Genomic DNA, 15580 nt, shown 5'->3' with positions numbered 1-15580 from the left:
TGGCTAACTCAACCGCTCACTCGTCAACCTATTCTTAATTTTTAAGAGAGACAGATATGAACGTAGCTGCTGCGATCCCCGTATATGACGTAGAACTGCCCGACTGGCTGCAGGCGTGTTTGCTCGCTGAGCGACAGCCCCCGGGCACGGCTGGGCCAGAAGTAGCGCCGGCAGACAGGGCTTTAATCTGTCGGGCGTTTGAGTTTGCCTACCGGCTGCATGAGGGGCAGTGCCGGAAATCCGGAGAGCCCTACATCTGCCACCCGATCGCCGTTGCCGGCATGTTGCGGGACCTCGGAGGCGGGAGCGCCATGATCGCCGCCGGCTTCCTGCACGATGTGGTGGAAGACACAGACGTCACCCCAGAGGAAATAGAGCAGCGGTTTGGCACCGAGGTGCGGCACCTGGTGGAAGGAGTCACAAAGCTTTCCAAGTTTAAGTTCTCCAGCAAGACAGAGCGCCAAGCGGAGAACTTCCGCCGCATGTTCCTGGCAATGGCCAAAGATATCCGGGTGATAGTCGTCAAGCTAGCCGACCGGCTGCACAATATGCGCACCCTGGACTCCCTGGCGGATGAAAAGCGCCGGCGGATCGCTCAGGAAACGCGCGACATCTTCGCCCCACTGGCCAATCGCCTGGGCATCGGTCGCTTTAAGTGGGAGCTCGAGGATCTGTCGTTCAAGTACCTGGAACCAGAAGCCTACCGAGAAACGCAGGCGCTGGTGGCAGAAAAGCGAGCGGACAGGGAAGCCCGACTGGCTAAAGTCGCAGAAATGCTGCGGGAGGGGCTGGCGGAATCGGGCATCCAGTGCCAGGACATCAGTGGCCGGCCCAAGCACCTGTGGAGTATATACCAAAAAATGCAGCGGCAGGCGAAGGAGTTTCACGAAATCTACGATCTTGCCGCTATTCGCATTATTGTGCGGACGAAGGATGAGTGCTACCGGGCTCTGGCTGTAGTTCACGACGCCTTCCGCCCGATTCCGGGCCGGTTTAAGGACTATATTGGCTTGCCAAAACCCAACCGCTATCAGTCACTGCACACTGTTGTGGTGGGCATCAGCGGGCGTCCTGTGGAAGTGCAGATCCGGACGCTGGAAATGCACCATGTCGCTGAGTACGGGATTGCGGCTCACTGGAAGTACAAGGAAAGCGGCTCATCCAGCCAGATGAAAGGGGAGGAGGAGAAATTCACTTGGCTGCGCCAGCTGCTGGAATGGCAAAGTGACCTTAAGGACGCTCAGGAATATCTGGAGAGTGTTAAAGATAATTTATTTGAAGATGATGTTTACGTGTTCACGCCCGGGGGAGATGTGATCTCTCTGGCGAGGGGAGCGACTCCCGTTGATTTTGCCTACCGGATTCACACAGAGGTGGGCAACCACTGCGCCGGCGCAAAGCTGAACGGGCGCATGGTGCCGCTGGACACAACCCTGAAAAATGGGGATATGGTGGAAATTCTCACTCAGAAAAACAGCCACCCCAGTTTGGACTGGCTGAATTTTGTGGAAACCACCGGCGCTCGCAACCGGATTCGCCAGTGGTACAGGAGATCGCACCGCGACGAAAATATCGCGCGCGGTCGGGATATGCTGGAAAAGGAACTGGGCAAAAATGGGTTTGAAGCGCTGCTGAAATCGGAACCGATGCAGGCGGTTGCATTGCGGTCTAACTATCACAGCGTGGAAGAGTTGCTGGCAGCTTTGGGTTACGGGGAAGTGACTCTCAATCAGGTGGTAAACCGGCTGCGCGACACGATTAAGGAAAAACAGCCGCCCTTGCCGGTAGTGGAAACTCCCCCCCCACCGGCACCGCCGTCGCGAACTGTGCGGGAAGTGCCTGCCGGCAAATCTCCGATCGCCGGTGTGGAAGGGATGCTCTATCACACTGCCGGTTGCTGCAAACCTCTCCCCGGCGAACCGATTATCGGCGCAGTCACGCGCGGGAGTCGCGGCATTTCCATTCACCGGCAGGGGTGCGCCAATCTGGAGCATGTTCCCGGAGATCGCTTGGTGCCGGTGAGCTGGAATCCGACTGATGATAGCAGACGCCCGCAAACTTACCCGATTGACGTTCAAATTGAAGCGATTGACCGCGTGGGCGTGCTCAACGACATCCTGTCTCGCTTGAAAGACGACAATATTAATGTTCGCAGCGCCCAAGTCCGAACTTATCCGGGACAGCCGGCGCTAATTGACCTGTGCATTGATATCCGAGATCGCGAACAGCTAGAGCGCACGTTCTGTCAAATTAGAAATATGAGCGATATTCTCAATTTGCGACGCCTCCATCAAGTTGAGGAGTAGAAACTCGGTGTGGGGCATTGGGCTTTTTAGAAACCGGGTTTCTGGAAGAAACCCGGTTTCTGGCCCAAAGGCAGCCTTAACAATTACTTTATAGCCAGTCTCTTAACTTTCAACCCCAGAGAGAATGGCAACAATCTCCTTCAAGCCATTTTTTCTGGCGATGTCTAGCGGCGTTTCTCCGTTTTTGCCTTTGAGGTCTGTCTGAGCGCCGGCTTTGACCAAAAGCCTGACTCCTTCAATATTATTTTGCCACACCGCATCGTGTAAGGCAGTATATCCATTGTAAGGCCCCTGGGCGTTAATATCAATTCCATATTCTATCAGGACTTTCATCGCTTGCGGATGGCGCAGATAGGCAGCGGCGTGCAGTGCGGTGGCTTTCATGTCCTCATCCACAGCGCGAATATCGGCACCCGAATCAAGCAGCAGCTTTACCATTTCCGCGTGACCTTCCGCCGCACTCGCAATCAAGAGGCTATTTCCACTCCTGTCTGTTTGGTTGACATCCGCACCGCTGGCAATTAACTTCTTAGCTTGTTCCAGGTCATTCTTTTTAACAGCATTTACAAGATTGGCGCTCATGGAGGGTCCTCCGCTAATTTACCCTCATTATAACCGGCTCCTTGGGAATGGGGCATTGGGCATTGGGCTTGGGGCATTGAGCATGGGGCATTGCGCATGGAGCATGGGGCATTGGGAAAAATCATCAATCCACAATCCCAAATCCCAAATTACCAGGATTCTCTTCTTATTCTTCCTTGGCGAACAGGCGCGTCTTGGCGGTTCAGAAAACACTACTTTACTAACCGCCGGCACGGTAGCATCCCGCTTTTGCCAAGAGATCCTGGCGATTAGAAATCGCGGCTATACAGACGAAACCCGCCTTCGCGGGTTTGTAAGGATAGATCCTAACCGCCGGCACTGCAGTACAATTATACAAACACGCCATAACATATCCCAATCATGGAAAACTTGTCTGTCCTGCAACAAGCGGCTCAGTCCATCACAACTCAGTCCGGTTCTAAGCCATCGCCTCCTGCGGTGGTTGATGCGCTTCTCCTGGCGGAGAAAACCGCCAAAAAGAGCAAAACCCACTATTCCTTTGATCCGTTAATTGGGGACTGGCGGCTGTGCTTTATCACCGGCACCAAAAAAACGCGCCAGCGAGCCGGTGTAGTGATGGGTGCGGGGCGCTACATTCCCGGATTGGTGAGCATTCAACTTTCATACTCAGCTGCGCCGGCACCTTCGCCCGATAGCTCAATTCAGGCGGGTAATGTTGAAAATATTGTGCGGTTTGGGGCTGTAAGATTGGCGCTGTCAGGGCCAGCTAAATTCCTGGCAGGGAAAAACATCCTAGCCTTCGACTTTACGCGAATCTCGGTGCAATTGTTTGGGAGAGTCGTGTACCAAGGCTCGATGCGGGGTGGGGAAGCAAAAGAGCGGGAGTTTTATGAGGAAAGTGTCAGCAAACAAGCCTTTTTCTCCTATTTTATCATCGGGGATGATATAATTGCTGCTAGAGGGCGCGGAGGTGGGCTGGCGCTGTGGGGGAGACAGTAAGGGCATGGGGCATAAGGCATGAGACACTTGCATAGGTGGGGTGAGCGCCCCGTGGGAAAGATGAAGGAGTCCTGGGGATGGCTCTTTGCGGAAAAGAAAGGCGCTCGCCTTCACCTAAAGATAGAGGGGATTAAACCAAATCTAGAAGTTCAAAATAGCGTTCGCGGCTGATTCCAGCCGTCCTTAAATTTGTCATAATGTGAGCCACCGGCACTTCACCCGGACTGGTTTTAATTACAGCCGGTCGATTGATCCCTGGCTTAGTCAGGATTAGGTGATCGCCTCTTTGACGCTTAACTGTGAAGCCCTCCAACTCAAAAACCCTCACCAGGATTTGATAGGGAATCGGTGTAATCTTACGAGCAGGTGCCATTTTTCCTCACCGAATGGCTAGCAAATCCGAGGACACAGGTTGGCGGGGTAGCCAGTTCCCATCTTGTTGAATAAAGCCGGCTTCTTCCAGAACTTCTTGCAGCGTGCCCATTGCCTCACATTCTTCAAAGAAAGCTTGCAAGGCTTCTCGCACAGACTGCTTGGCTTCCTCGACGGTTTCCCCAAAGCTGGAAACGTCTAAATCCGGGCAAACTCCTACATATAAGTTTCCCTCTCGGAAGATTTCGATTCGTACTTCGATACGTTGGGGCACAGATTCTCAAACCTCTTGTAATTGAATGAAGCTTTTTTTAGTTGCTTAACCATTATAGCACGGGAAGCCGGGAAAGCGTCGCCTCTCCTTTTATGCCAGCAGCACAGCGCCTTCTCGGTTGTCCCCACAATAGGATAAATCACACCGGCTCGCCGAGCGTTACTCCGCAAATGCCAGAGCGGCTGGAATTGCTTTGCCAAGGGAGGTGAGGCGACTTATCCCGAACTGTACGAAATGTCAGAAATGTACGAAAAATCCGAAGTTTCCCCAACCTGACACTATCTACTATCCCGGCATTCCACCCCGGCTTATACTATTGAATGCAGACAGCTATTATCCTTCGCAAGCCATCATTTATGAGTCGGGTTTATTCGCAGTTTTGTTCCCTCACTAGCCTCCTGGCTGGAACAGTAACGGTAGCAGGCATAGTCACCTTTGCGCCGGCACCGCTTTTAGCAAAATCTCCCCAAGAGATTGGCCAAATAGCCATTACAGTCACGGTTCAAATCAATGGAAAATATTCAAATTCAAATCGCGTCAGCAGCGGATCTGGGTTTATCATTGCTAAACAGGGCAACACTTATACAGCCCTCACTTGCAATCATGTTGTTGACAATTCTCAAGCCACCTATACGATCCGCACTCACACCGGCAAAGACTATCCCGTAACTCGTGCTGTGCTATTGCAAAAAGAAACAAATCAGCCGGATTTAGCCGTGGTAACATTTGACAGCCCCGAATCTTATCCCGTTGTAACTTTTGGGGATTCAGAGCAAGCTGTAATCGGTGCGGACATCTTTGTTTCAGGCTATCCAGCGAATAGCTTTCTTGGAAAGTCCGGAACTAACCGTAACCATGAGTTTTCACGGGGCGCTGTTACCAGTCGTCTCCCGAACCATCCCAGAGGCTATACTTTACGCTATTATGCTATAACAAAAGGTGGAATGAGTGGGGGGCCAGTATTTGATGGCGAAGGGCGCGTGGTTGGCATTCACGGACAGGGCGATCTCGATTATGAACAGGGAGAAGATCCTCAGGAAAACCCCACAGGAATAGCGCTTACGAAAACGGGATTTAATGCTGCTATTCCTGTGAATACTTTTCTGGCAAAGCTGTCCGAAGCGGGGTTAAACCGCTCTGCGATTTTGGTCAATACTTCGCCCCCGAGTAATGCGCCGGCAGGGGTGAATAGCCCCAGGGATGCTAAAACTTATTATGTTCGGGGGTTGAGCCGGTTTGATACAGGAGATTTGTCTGGGGCGATTGCGGATTTGACTCAGGCGCTGCAAACTCAGCCAGATTACGCCGAAGCTTACTTCTATCGCGGTCTTGCCTATTTCGAGCAGAAAGTTTTGCCAAAAAGTATGGCTGATTACAGCAAAGTGATCGAGCTGAATGCAGCTTATGTCGATGCTTATTACAATCGAGGGCTCGTTCTCTCGGCAATGGGCGATAAACCGGGCGCAGTCTCTGATTACACTCAAGTTATCCGTCTGGATCGCAGCTTTGCCGCCGCTTACAATAACCGAGGGGTAGCGCTTTCCGAGTTGGGCGATCAGAAACAAGCGATTGATGATTTCAATCAAGCCCTCCAGATTAATCCGGGTCGGGCTAACACTTATTTTAACAGAGGATTGGCGCTTTTCCGCACCGGCAATGACCGGGCTGCCTTAGCGGATTACACTCAAGCCATTCAACTCAGTCCCAATTATGCGAAAGCCTATGCTAACCGAGGCATTACTTTAACCAGAATGGGCGACCGGCAAGGGGCAATTGCAGATTTGGAGCAAGCGGCTCGTTTATTTAACGCCCAAGGGATGACCTCCGACGCTCAAAAAGCCTTAGATATGATTCGCCAACTGCAACGGTAGGGTGTATATAGCGCGTCTAAATCATTCGTGTAAATTTCAGAACCCCGGTTTCGTAGGGGCGGACCCCCGTGCCATTAGTGTCAACTTAAGCTCCCGGCGATTGAAACTCACTGCGACAAACGAAGTCCGCCTACGCGGACTTAAGTGTCAACTTAAGCTCCCGGCGATTGAAACTCACTGCGACAAACGAAGTCCGCCTACGCGGACTTAAGAGAAGAACTACAATCTTAAAACCCGCGCAGGCGGGTTTTGTCTGTATAGCTGCGGTTTCAACCGCCCAGAGACTACGGGACTGTTGGCGAATTCGTGAGGGGTTAGACCTCAGACTAGTTGGCCAGGTTCCTGGCGATTGAAATCGCGGCTATACAGACGAAGCCCGCCTACGCGGGCTAAGAGTGGAGCGAGACTCTCACAATGTGCCCGGTTTTTCCTCCTCCGGGCTTGAGCTGGGAACGAGGAAACTTAGGGGTGGGGTCTTACCCCACATCAAGCACGCCAACAGTCTCTTGAAACTCACTGCGACAAACGAAGTCCGCCTACGCGGACTTAAGAGAAGAACTACAATCTTAAAACCCGCGCAGGCGGGTTTTGTCTGTATAGCTGCGGTTTCAACCGCCCAGAGACTACGGGACACAAATCATTTAGACTTGCTATATAACTCAAGTTGCTACTTACAAGTGAGTCAGGAACGATAGCGAAGCGGGACGCGATAGCGTCCTTCCCCCCCTCGCCGGGGCGGTCGTGCCGCACCGCCCCTACAAAAGGCGCGGACATTCTTTAGCCCGCGCAGGCGGGCTTTGTCTGTATAGCGGCAGGTTTCAACCTGCCGTATTCCTAAAGGTTTCAACCTGCCGTATTCCTAAAGGTTTCAACCTGCCGTATTCCTAAAGGTTTCAACCTGCCGTATCCCTAAAACCTCACCGTTACTAATATTGTCCGCCGGGGTTGGTTGTCCGCTTCTACAATCAACTGCACTTGCCCAAAGCCTTTTGGCCCTGGTTCGACTAAATCGTAGCGGGATGTCACAGTTCCCCCTGCTGTGCTATACTGAGTAAAACCCACACCGGGGTTTTTCCCTACAGAGCCATCGGGATCTCCCGACCAAGAACCCCAATCATCAAACGTTGAGCGGGTTGGTAATAAAGAAGCGGCAATTTCTGGGGGCGTTAGTTTTTGATCGGCTAACACTTTCTGGGAATTATAAATACCGCACATGGTTGGGCCAGAAATTTTGGCATCGCTGTATTGGTCTTCAAACTTCTGCACGAAGCCAAAACCCACATTGGGGCCGAAGTTATCTTGTCTCTGCCTCCCCCACAGCCGGCTGGTAGCGGCAGCAGAATCAGACTCGCTGCCAGTTACGGCTAATTCGGTTCTGTTTCTGGTAAAATCCCGGCTGACAAATACTTGGTCGGCAGTGCGAATGCTGTTAGCGACATCTGGCGGGATTTTACTGTTAAGATTTTTACTCCCTTGCAAGATGGACGATAAAACGCCGGGAATCGGCTCGGCTCCGCAGTATCGCTGAATGCCGGTGAAAACCCGATCGGCTGACAAGGCGCTGAGGGGAAATTCTAGGGAATAGGCTTCAGCCGGTTTGGGGAAAAAGATGCCGGATGTGGCCGAAGCCGTAAAAGAAGCCCCACCCCAGATGATGAGGCGATTGAATTGACGGCGACTGAGACTCATTTTATCTACTCCCTGGCGAACTTGGCGAAGTTGCTGCCGGCTCAACTTGGGCTTTTATAAAGTAACATGTGCTGTCTCCATAGCAACTTGTGTCGCTGGCACAAGATACTTCTACTGCCAGACTTTTCCCATTGGTAATATCTAGTAGAATCGTATGCGCCTTACCCTGATCGACAGTGCGAGAAGCGACTTTATTTCCGTCTAGATAAACATCTATTCGTAATGGTGAGCTCTTTGAGGCGTCAGGAATGCCCAACTCTAATCGGAAAGAAGCACGCCCTCCTGGCAGCCGGCAAGTCAGAGTGCTACCCTGTCTAATCCATGCGATGCTGGTGTAAAACTCTCTGCCTACGGAAATATCCTCACTTTCAGCCCTATAAGACCAGTTGTAACCTGGTGTGATTTTTGCTTGCAAACACTTCAGCTCGGACAAGGGAATAGGGCGCTGGGCCTGTGCCACTTGTGCGGCCAGTGTCCCTAACATCGCAGAGAGCATCCCAGCCGAGAGCAACCGGCTGAGCAACCGGAATCGCTTCATAGAAATATCCTACCGGCACGTCGATCAACTACTATAAGACATAGCCTGTGTACGAAAAATCCTGACTTTTGCCCGGATGGCCAGATCCGAAATGTCACAAATGTACGAAAAACCGGCTATACTGGATGGCGTCAACTCCATCGCCTCCCTTGCCTGTGGACATCGCCGAAGTCTTACAACTCGCCGACGACCTCGTTTTCGCTAAGACGGGAAAGCATCTGGACTATCTGCAAGAAGCTATCCTCCGGGGAACCTTACAAGAGCGCACCTACTCGCAAATCGCTGACGAAGTTTACTCCAGTACCAGTCATGTAAGAAATGTTGGACATGAACTTTGGAAAATTCTCTCTCAGGGACTGGGTAAAAACATTACTAAAGCCAATTTTAGATATATATTCGAGAAAGGTAAAGTTTACAATTTTTCACCCCAAACTATCGGCAGCGATAATCTAACAATTAACAACCTTCACATCTGCCAAGAACCTCCCGCCAAACCCACCGGCACACAGCAACCCCAGGAAACCCCAACCCAACTCCATCTCGACTTAGGCGACGCACCCGAACCCTTCACCTTTTACGGACGAACCTCCGAACTCACCACCCTCCAACAGTGGATAACAGAAGATCGCTGTCGCCTCATCGCACTTCTGGGAATCAGCGGCATTGGCAAAACCGCCCTCGCCATCCGCCTCACCGAGCAAATCAAAACCCACTTCGACTATATCATCTATCGCAGCCTCCGCTTCTCCCCACCCCCAGACGCAACCCTCACCAACCTGCGGAAAATCTTCTCCGACAAAGACACCCCCCGCACCAGCGAAACCCCACTCTCCCAACTCCTCAACCACCTGCGCAAGTATCGCTGCCTGATTCTCCTCGATGACGTGCAGATGCTTTTCAGCAGCCGGCAACTCGCAGGACAGTATAAATCCGGCTGCGAAGACTATTACCACTTTTTCCAACTTATCGGAGAAGTCTCCCACAACAGCTGTGTCATGTTGCTCAGCTGGGAGAAACCCAGAGACATTGCCAAACAGGAAAAGGAAAATAACCTTGTCCGCTCATTCGTATTGGAGGGTTTAGGTGTTGCCGGCAAAGAAATCTTGAGCCAGCAAAACCTCTCCAATGAAGCAAGTTGGCAAACGCTTATTGATACCTATCAAGGCAATCCCCTGTGGTTAAAACTCACTGCAACGATGATTCAAGAGTTGTGTGGGGGCAGAGTTGCTGAGTTCTTGCAATACGATACTATCATATTAGATGAATCTTTGCAAGAACAGTTAGACCGGCACTTTCAGCGCCTCACCGAACAAGAGCAAAAGTTAATGATTCAGCTGGCGAATGAACCCCACCCGGTTGCCTTACCGCAACTTTGCCAGACGAGCCCCTTTTCCCCTGCCGAGGTAATGAATGCCATGCAATCCCTCGTCAGGCGGTTCTTAGCCGGCACACAAGAGCGGGAAGGTGCAACCTTTTTTAGCCTGAATCCCGTGTTACAACAGTATGTGAGAAATCGGTATCTTTCGTGAGGAGGCAGAAACCGGGTTTCTAAAAGAAACCCGGTTTCTCACACCCGGTTTATTCCCCTTCGTGAAGGAGGCAGAAACCGGGGGCGGCCACGGGGGGCATTGGCGTCAATTTAAGCTCCTGGCGATTGGAAATCGCGGCTACACAAACGAAGTCCGCCTACGCGGACTTAAGAGAAGAGCTAGAATCTTAAAACCCGCGCAGGCGGGTTTTGTCTGTATAGCTGCGGTTTCAACCGCCGGGAGATTACTGGCGATTGGAAATCGCGGCTACACAAACAAAGTCCGCCTACGCGGACTTAAGAGAAGAGCTAGAATCTTAAAACCCTTGCCTTGCGGGTTTTGTCTGTATAGCTGCGGTTTCAACCGCCCAGAGACTACGGGACACAGCTTAAGTTGACACTAATAGCACGGGAACCCGCCCCTACCGCCTGGGAACGCCGCTTTGGAGGCTCTGTCTCCTAAGGTGCTTTCCTTGGGTTAATCTAGCCCATGCTATAATCCCCATACAGAACAAAATTCCAGTCAGTCACCGGCATATTATATCAGATTTACCCTCCTCTCTGCGCCGTTTCTTCTCGAAATACTGCTGGTGCTCCTCAGCCGCAACCCAGAACTCGCCCGCCGGCTTTATCTCGGTAACAATATCCCTATCATATTTCCCTGACATTTGGAGCTTTAATTTGGATGCCCGGGCGGCTTTTTCCTGCTCAGGACTGTGGTAGAATATAGCAGAGCGGTACTGCTCTCCCCGGTCGGGTCCCTGCCGGTTGAGTTGGGTGGGATCGTGGCAATCCCAAAACACTTCCAGCAGCTGTTCATAGGTTACTAGATTGGGGTCGTACTCCACCCGCACCGCCTCGGCGTGCCCGGTAATTCTGGCGCAAACATCGAGATAGCAGGGATTGGGAAAGTGCCCGCCGGTGTAGCCGGCTGCTGTTGCAATCACCCCTTTGACTTGGCGAAACCTGTCTTCTACTCCCCAAAAGCAGCCGGCGGCAAATGTGGCAAAATTCATGTTTTTCCGTTCTCAGATGCTAGGCTGTTACCTTTTTAATATGTTTATTGTAGAAAGGAGGCAGTCGCTTGGGAGCTGGGCACACCGGCACCAGTGAAAACTGGCTCCACTGCAAAGGAGCCGGTTGGGCTAAAGCCCTACTACAAACCTTTCGCTTCTCTTGCTGGGCACACCGGCACGAATGAAAACTGGCCCCACTGCAAAGGAGCCGGTTGGGCTAAAGCCCTACTACAAACCTTTCGCTTCTCTTGCTGGGCACACCGGCACCAGTGAAAACTTGCTCCACTGCAAAGGAGCCGGTTGGGCTAAAGCCCTACTACAAACCTTTTCAAGTCAGGACTTACGCAAAGCCTCTATGCACCGGCACTCTACACGATTTCTTCCCTGACTCTCACCAGCTTGGATTTGAGGTAGCGCAGCGCTAGCCAAGTCAGGGCGCATCCCAAAACATAGTGGGGAAAGTCCCACCACGCAAAAGTCGTGCCCAGGAGGGTGCGCCCTACAAAGGTGGCCCGAATCGCTTGCAAGAATGGGGGCTGCCACAGCTGGAGGCATTCCAGCAGTGCGGTGACGGCGAACACGCCGGTGGCCACTTTGGCCGGCGGCACCTGTGGCCAGATAAAGGCCACCAGCACTATCCAGAAGGCTTCGTAGAGGATCGCACCGGCATAATCGTTGACCCACCAGTCCAGCTGACCCCGGTAAGCCTTAGTGTACAAGCCCACGGGTACGAGCACCAGCAGGACGATCGCCAGGACGGTTCGGTAGGCGCGAAACCGCAGGGAGCGGAAACTGGGAACAGTCATCATGTCCGCTTAAATAGGTTTTGAATGTCTTTAGAGCTTACGCAGAAACCGGGTTTCTCAACCAGATCCCATCATATTGGGCACGGACATCAGTGGCCTAGGGATAAAAGGCGTAGGGCAGGCGTCTCGCCTGCCCTCTTAATCTAATCACACCAGAAACCCAGTTTCTTTCAGTGCCCAAGTCCCGCTCTTTTGCGGGCCCTGTGCCGGCACTACATTAAAAAATGATTAATTTAGCGCAGCTGTGCCAATTCTATGGTATTGCGGTGGCTTGGGGGCCGGCCCTTGGAACGAAGGAATCGGGCCGGAGGGTCCTGGGCCCTGGCCATGCCGGCCCCACTCAGAAGTAACTGCTGTCGCGCAACTTAAAATTTTGTAAAGAAATGTTATATTTTTCATTAACCTATAAGACAAACCGTTAGGGCCCGCACGAGAGACTATAGAACTTGCCATGAAACAGCTATTTGCTCAAAGACTTCTGGTATCCTTAGCCGCAGTGTTCCTGGCTGTGTCCGCTTGGGCGATAGCGCCGGTGGCCCGAGCCTACGAGAATCCGGACTTGCTTCCCGAGACCCAGACCGCAGTGATTGACTTGGCCAAGTCCCTGACCGCCGTGCAGGAAGCGGCGCTGGACAGGGACCTGCAGCAATTTGAAGCGGAAACCGGCTTCAAACTGCGAGTGCTGACCCAGTATGACCGCACCCCCGGACGGGCGGTGAAGAAATTTTGGGGTCTGGATAACAGGAGCGTGCTGCTGGTGGCCGATCCGCGCGGCGGCAATCTGCTAAACTTCAATGTCGGGGATGACCTGTACCCGCTGCTGCCCCGCACCTTCTGGGTGGAGTTGCAAACTCGCTTCGGCAATCAGTTCTTTGTGCGGGAAGAGGGCGAAGACCAAGCGATCGTGCAGTCCCTAGAGTCGATCAAGACTTGTTTGCGCCAGGGCGGCTGCCGGGTTGTGCCCGGGTTGCCCAGAGAGCAATGGATTTTGACGCTGATTACTTCTGTGATTGGCGGGCTCGTGTTTGGATTTGCCGCTCAACCCCGCGATGGCAAAATCTTTGCGTGGCAGTGGGCGCTGATTTTCTCCCCCCTGTGGGGCATCCTGTTTGTCGCCTTCGGCATTGGGCCGGTGATCAGCCGCACCGCCGAGTGGCTGCCCCTATTCCGCAATATCATCGGGTTTGTTCTCGGGGCTTTAGTGGCTTACCTGACGCCGGTGCTCAACCAATCCTCAGCTTCTGAAACCTGAAGCCGGTTTTTCCAGGTGTTAGGTGTTAGGTGTTATAGCGTTTCTCATATTAGTGAGGTACTGAGAAACCCGGTTTCTTTAAGAAACCGGGTTTCTGGGCAAACACGTTCATTCAACTGAGAAACGCTATAGGTGCTAGGGTTTAGGTTTTAGGTTTTAGGGTTTTAGATATTAGACATTACCCCTATCCCCCATCCCCTAATTACTATTCCCTCCCCAACCTCTAACCCCTAACAATGTTTATTAAAGCTTCTTACAAAGATTTAAAGTTTTTAACGTTAAACGTATGGAGGGCGGCGCTCCTTCTGTCCAGCGGGAAAGAAGGGGAAGAGCGCCGAGAAGATTTATGATGGAATGGCATGTAACCGACGCCCAAAGTCTGGCAGTTGTTGACCGAGAAATCGGCGACCACTCTTTCTCACCGGCAGAATACGAGATATTGCGGCGGGTGATTTGCGCAACAGCTGACTTTGAGTACAAATCCCTGATTCACTTTTCCGAGCAAGCCCTGCAAGCTGGGGCGGCGGCGCTGGCGGCGCGCACCACCATTGTCGTAGATGTGCCGATGGTGCAGGTTGGCATTGCCCCCCAGATCCAAAACACTTTTGCCAATCCGGTGTACTGCAGCATGGAAGCCCTGACGCGCCCCCAAAAAGAAAAAACTCGCGCCGCTTGGGGGATTGAAACCCTAGCCAGACGCTATCCGGAGGCAATCTTTGTGGTGGGTCAAGCCCCGACGGCGCTCACCGCCATCGTGGAGCTGATAGAAGCGGAGGAGATCAGGCCGGCTCTGGTAATTGGCACGCCCGCCGGCTTTGTGGATGTGGATGTCGCCAAAGCTCGGTTGAATGACTCCCTCGTCCCTCACATTCGCATTGACGGGCGCAAGGGCAGTGCGGTGGTGGCCGTGGCCATTGTCAATGGACTGGTGGACCTGGCGTGGCAAGCCTACGGCCAAGAGGGGAGGAGCAATTTGTAATTGGGTACTGGGCAGGGGAAATTTTGGATGCAAGGATTTTGGATGCAAGGATTTTGGATTGATTGTCCAATGCCCCATGCCCCATGCCCCATGCCCCACTGTTAGCCCTTGGAAGCAGATTTTTTGCGGGAGCGCAACTCTTGGCTGACCTCAGAAAATTCATCCCGCCGCAGGTAGGGATAGTCACTCACCCAGACCTTTTGACTGGGAATATAAATATCTGAGACTTTGGCAATCCGGCTCAAGTTGGGCTGATTGGACATCACCAGCATTTGAGCCAGCTGACCGGGAGCGATGCTGGAGTGTTCTTTGCGCAGGGGGACTTGCAGCTCGGTAGAAAAGCCGGTGCGGTCGCCGACGGCCAGATTCAGCCGCCGCTCTCGGTTCTCGACGATCACCAGCTGTCCTTTGGCGTTGACGGTTTCCTCTTGACCGACCACTTCATCTGTGATATACACATCCAAGACCCGCCCTTGCCACAGTCCGCAATAGAGATAGCGCCGGCACTCAGCGTTGCGGAAACTGGCCGCAGCCACCGGCCCCCAAAGCCAGTACAGGCCGGTGGCGATGCCGGCGATCAGCTCCAACTGCCCCCCGCCCCGGTCGCCTAACGCCAGTCCCAGCAGAAAAATAAGCAGCACGCTGACGACAGAAATCAGCAACCGCTTTAAAAAATCTGAGAACTTGCCCCAGCAGTAGGCGTATTGAGCGCCGGTGGCAACGGCGGGAATCAGTCTTTCAAATGTTTTGCGAGTTAAGGGGATCAGCATGGGTACAAGGCGCTTACCGCCCAATAATATAAGTTTTTTTAATCTTTACCCACTCTCGCGGGCGCGATTAAAGCTACAATAACGGGCTGGATATCCAATTGTATTGGAGGTTTTATGAGTTACCACGACGAAGACGAACTTTTGGAATTAGAGTGGGAGATGGACGAGTGCACAGCATTTAGCAGCGTCATCGTATTTGCCATGAACGCGGATGAGGAAATATCCGAGGAGGAGGCGCTGGAGGCTTTTATCACCCTCAATGGCATGAACCTCTTTCAGGATTATTCCGATGATGACATGGCAGCAATTTTTGAGGATGTCTCAGAATTGCTCGAAGAGCAAAGTGCCGAGGAGCTATTTAACTCTGTCACAGAAGTTCTCTCACCTGAAATGCGGGAAACAGCGTTTGCTGTAGCCACTGATATTATTTTGGCAGATGGCGTCCTCACCCCACCAGAAAAGAATTATTTGAGCGATCTCGCTCAAAAACTGGAGATTCCAAAGCAGACCGCTCAAAACATAATGGACGTTATGGTGATTAAGAACCGAGGCTAGAGCGCCTAAATGTCCGGTTAATTACTTTTCATAGTATGGTGTGGGTGTTAAGGGCTGGCGG

At 52.5% G+C, this 15580-nt stretch carries 15 protein-coding genes; 7 read left to right on the top strand and 8 right to left on the bottom strand.

Annotated features, from left to right (window positions below; all coding sequences use genetic code 11):
* The first annotated feature begins 56 nt into the window (after window positions 1–56).
* Complete coding sequence (locus OSC10802_RS0100905) at window positions 57–2306, top strand: RelA/SpoT family protein (RefSeq protein WP_017714897.1); 2250 nt, start codon at window positions 57–59, stop codon at window positions 2304–2306.
* 102 nt (window positions 2307–2408) lie between these two features.
* On the opposite strand, the gene OSC10802_RS0100900 is transcribed toward OSC10802_RS0100905, so the two are convergent.
* Window positions 2409–2888: an ankyrin repeat domain-containing protein gene (locus OSC10802_RS0100900; RefSeq protein ID WP_017714896.1), complete on the bottom strand. Its 480-nt coding sequence runs from the start codon at window positions 2886–2888 to the stop codon at window positions 2409–2411.
* Window positions 2889–3269: 381 nt separating this feature from the next.
* Here OSC10802_RS0100900 and OSC10802_RS0100895 point away from each other — a divergent pair, with 381 nt between their 5' ends.
* Window positions 3270–3869, top strand: a complete 600-nt coding sequence (locus tag OSC10802_RS0100895) for a hypothetical protein (RefSeq protein ID WP_017714895.1) — start codon at window positions 3270–3272, stop codon at window positions 3867–3869.
* Window positions 3870–3999: 130 nt separating this feature from the next.
* Here OSC10802_RS0100895 and OSC10802_RS0100890 read toward each other — a convergent pair whose 3' ends face one another.
* Both OSC10802_RS0100890 and OSC10802_RS0100885 read right to left on the bottom strand, forming a co-directional pair.
* Window positions 4000–4242, bottom strand: coding sequence for a type II toxin-antitoxin system HicA family toxin (locus OSC10802_RS0100890; RefSeq protein WP_017714894.1), 243 nt, complete (start codon window positions 4240–4242; stop codon window positions 4000–4002).
* Between the two features lie 6 nt (window positions 4243–4248).
* Entirely contained in the window at window positions 4249–4515 is a 267-nt protein-coding gene (locus OSC10802_RS0100885) for a type II toxin-antitoxin system HicB family antitoxin (RefSeq protein ID WP_017714893.1), read from the bottom strand.
* A 356-nt stretch (window positions 4516–4871) separates the two neighbouring features.
* On the opposite strand from OSC10802_RS0100885, the gene OSC10802_RS0100880 reads away from it, so the two are divergent.
* Window positions 4872–6386, top strand: a complete 1515-nt coding sequence (locus tag OSC10802_RS0100880) for a tetratricopeptide repeat-containing S1 family peptidase (RefSeq protein ID WP_017714892.1) — start codon at window positions 4872–4874, stop codon at window positions 6384–6386.
* A 909-nt stretch (window positions 6387–7295) separates the two neighbouring features.
* On the opposite strand, the gene OSC10802_RS0100875 is transcribed toward OSC10802_RS0100880, so the two are convergent.
* Both OSC10802_RS0100875 and OSC10802_RS45615 read right to left on the bottom strand, forming a co-directional pair.
* On the bottom strand, window positions 7296–8075 hold the full coding sequence (locus tag OSC10802_RS0100875) for a hypothetical protein (RefSeq protein WP_017714891.1): 780 nt from the start codon (window positions 8073–8075) through the stop codon (window positions 7296–7298).
* A 1-nt stretch (window position 8076) separates the two neighbouring features.
* The gene (locus tag OSC10802_RS45615) at window positions 8077–8613 is read right to left on the bottom strand and encodes an NPCBM/NEW2 domain-containing protein (protein WP_071593250.1); all 537 of its coding nucleotides are present in this window, start codon (window positions 8611–8613) and stop codon (window positions 8077–8079) included.
* Between the two features lie 125 nt (window positions 8614–8738).
* Here OSC10802_RS45615 and OSC10802_RS0100870 point away from each other — a divergent pair, with 125 nt between their 5' ends.
* Entirely contained in the window at window positions 8739–10142 is a 1404-nt protein-coding gene (locus tag OSC10802_RS0100870; RefSeq protein ID WP_017714890.1) for a helix-turn-helix domain-containing protein, read from the top strand.
* A gap of 526 nt (window positions 10143–10668) precedes the next feature.
* Here the strand turns inward: OSC10802_RS0100870 and msrA are convergent.
* Both msrA and OSC10802_RS0100860 read right to left on the bottom strand, forming a co-directional pair.
* Entirely contained in the window at window positions 10669–11157 is a 489-nt protein-coding gene (gene msrA / locus OSC10802_RS0100865) for a peptide-methionine (S)-S-oxide reductase MsrA (RefSeq protein ID WP_017714889.1), read from the bottom strand.
* A 368-nt stretch (window positions 11158–11525) separates the two neighbouring features.
* A complete protein-coding gene (locus OSC10802_RS0100860; RefSeq protein ID WP_232731589.1) occupies window positions 11526–11966 on the bottom strand; it encodes a ribosomal maturation YjgA family protein in 441 nt (146 codons plus the stop codon).
* A 448-nt stretch (window positions 11967–12414) separates the two neighbouring features.
* Here OSC10802_RS0100860 and OSC10802_RS0100855 point away from each other — a divergent pair, with 448 nt between their 5' ends.
* Window positions 12415–13215, top strand: a complete 801-nt coding sequence (locus OSC10802_RS0100855) for a TPM domain-containing protein (protein ID WP_017714887.1) — start codon at window positions 12415–12417, stop codon at window positions 13213–13215.
* A gap of 349 nt (window positions 13216–13564) precedes the next feature.
* The gene (locus tag OSC10802_RS0100850; protein WP_026098058.1) at window positions 13565–14194 is read left to right on the top strand and encodes a precorrin-8X methylmutase; all 630 of its coding nucleotides are present in this window, start codon (window positions 13565–13567) and stop codon (window positions 14192–14194) included.
* Window positions 14195–14295: 101 nt separating this feature from the next.
* Here the strand turns inward: OSC10802_RS0100850 and OSC10802_RS0100845 are convergent, their stop codons facing one another.
* On the bottom strand, window positions 14296–14964 hold the full coding sequence (locus tag OSC10802_RS0100845) for a DUF8619 family protein (protein WP_017714885.1): 669 nt from the start codon (window positions 14962–14964) through the stop codon (window positions 14296–14298).
* A 114-nt stretch (window positions 14965–15078) separates the two neighbouring features.
* Between OSC10802_RS0100845 and OSC10802_RS0100840 the strand changes: the two genes are divergently transcribed.
* On the top strand, window positions 15079–15519 hold the full coding sequence (locus OSC10802_RS0100840; RefSeq protein WP_017714884.1) for a tellurite resistance TerB family protein: 441 nt from the start codon (window positions 15079–15081) through the stop codon (window positions 15517–15519).
* Window positions 15520–15580 lie beyond the last annotated feature (61 nt).

This window comes from Kamptonema formosum PCC 10802 (genome assembly GCF_000332335.1).
Classification (GTDB): Bacteria; Cyanobacteriota; Cyanobacteriia; order Cyanobacteriales; family Oscillatoriaceae; genus Oscillatoria.
Note: the sequence above shows the minus strand (reverse complement) of the source record. Positions and strands in the feature narration are given on the sequence as shown.

Coding starts and splice junctions, on each gene's coding strand:
- OSC10802_RS0100905 (WP_017714897.1), top strand. CDS start 57: ATGAACGTAGCTGCTGCGATCCCCGTATATGACGTAGAACTGCCCGAC.
- OSC10802_RS0100900 (WP_017714896.1), bottom strand. CDS start 2,888: ATGAGCGCCAATCTTGTAAATGCTGTTAAAAAGAATGACCTGGAACAA.
- OSC10802_RS0100895 (WP_017714895.1), top strand. CDS start 3,270: ATGGAAAACTTGTCTGTCCTGCAACAAGCGGCTCAGTCCATCACAACT.
- OSC10802_RS0100890 (WP_017714894.1), bottom strand. CDS start 4,242: ATGGCACCTGCTCGTAAGATTACACCGATTCCCTATCAAATCCTGGTG.
- OSC10802_RS0100880 (WP_017714892.1), top strand. CDS start 4,872: ATGAGTCGGGTTTATTCGCAGTTTTGTTCCCTCACTAGCCTCCTGGCT.
- OSC10802_RS0100875 (WP_017714891.1), bottom strand. CDS start 8,075: ATGAGTCTCAGTCGCCGTCAATTCAATCGCCTCATCATCTGGGGTGGG.
- OSC10802_RS45615 (WP_071593250.1), bottom strand. CDS start 8,613: ATGAAGCGATTCCGGTTGCTCAGCCGGTTGCTCTCGGCTGGGATGCTC.
- OSC10802_RS0100870 (WP_017714890.1), top strand. CDS start 8,739: ATGGCGTCAACTCCATCGCCTCCCTTGCCTGTGGACATCGCCGAAGTC.
- msrA (WP_017714889.1), bottom strand. CDS start 11,157: ATGAATTTTGCCACATTTGCCGCCGGCTGCTTTTGGGGAGTAGAAGAC.
- OSC10802_RS0100860 (WP_232731589.1), bottom strand. CDS start 11,966: ATGATGACTGTTCCCAGTTTCCGCTCCCTGCGGTTTCGCGCCTACCGA.
- OSC10802_RS0100855 (WP_017714887.1), top strand. CDS start 12,415: ATGAAACAGCTATTTGCTCAAAGACTTCTGGTATCCTTAGCCGCAGTG.
- OSC10802_RS0100850 (WP_026098058.1), top strand. CDS start 13,565: ATGGAATGGCATGTAACCGACGCCCAAAGTCTGGCAGTTGTTGACCGA.
- OSC10802_RS0100845 (WP_017714885.1), bottom strand. CDS start 14,964: ATGCTGATCCCCTTAACTCGCAAAACATTTGAAAGACTGATTCCCGCC.
- OSC10802_RS0100840 (WP_017714884.1), top strand. CDS start 15,079: ATGAGTTACCACGACGAAGACGAACTTTTGGAATTAGAGTGGGAGATG.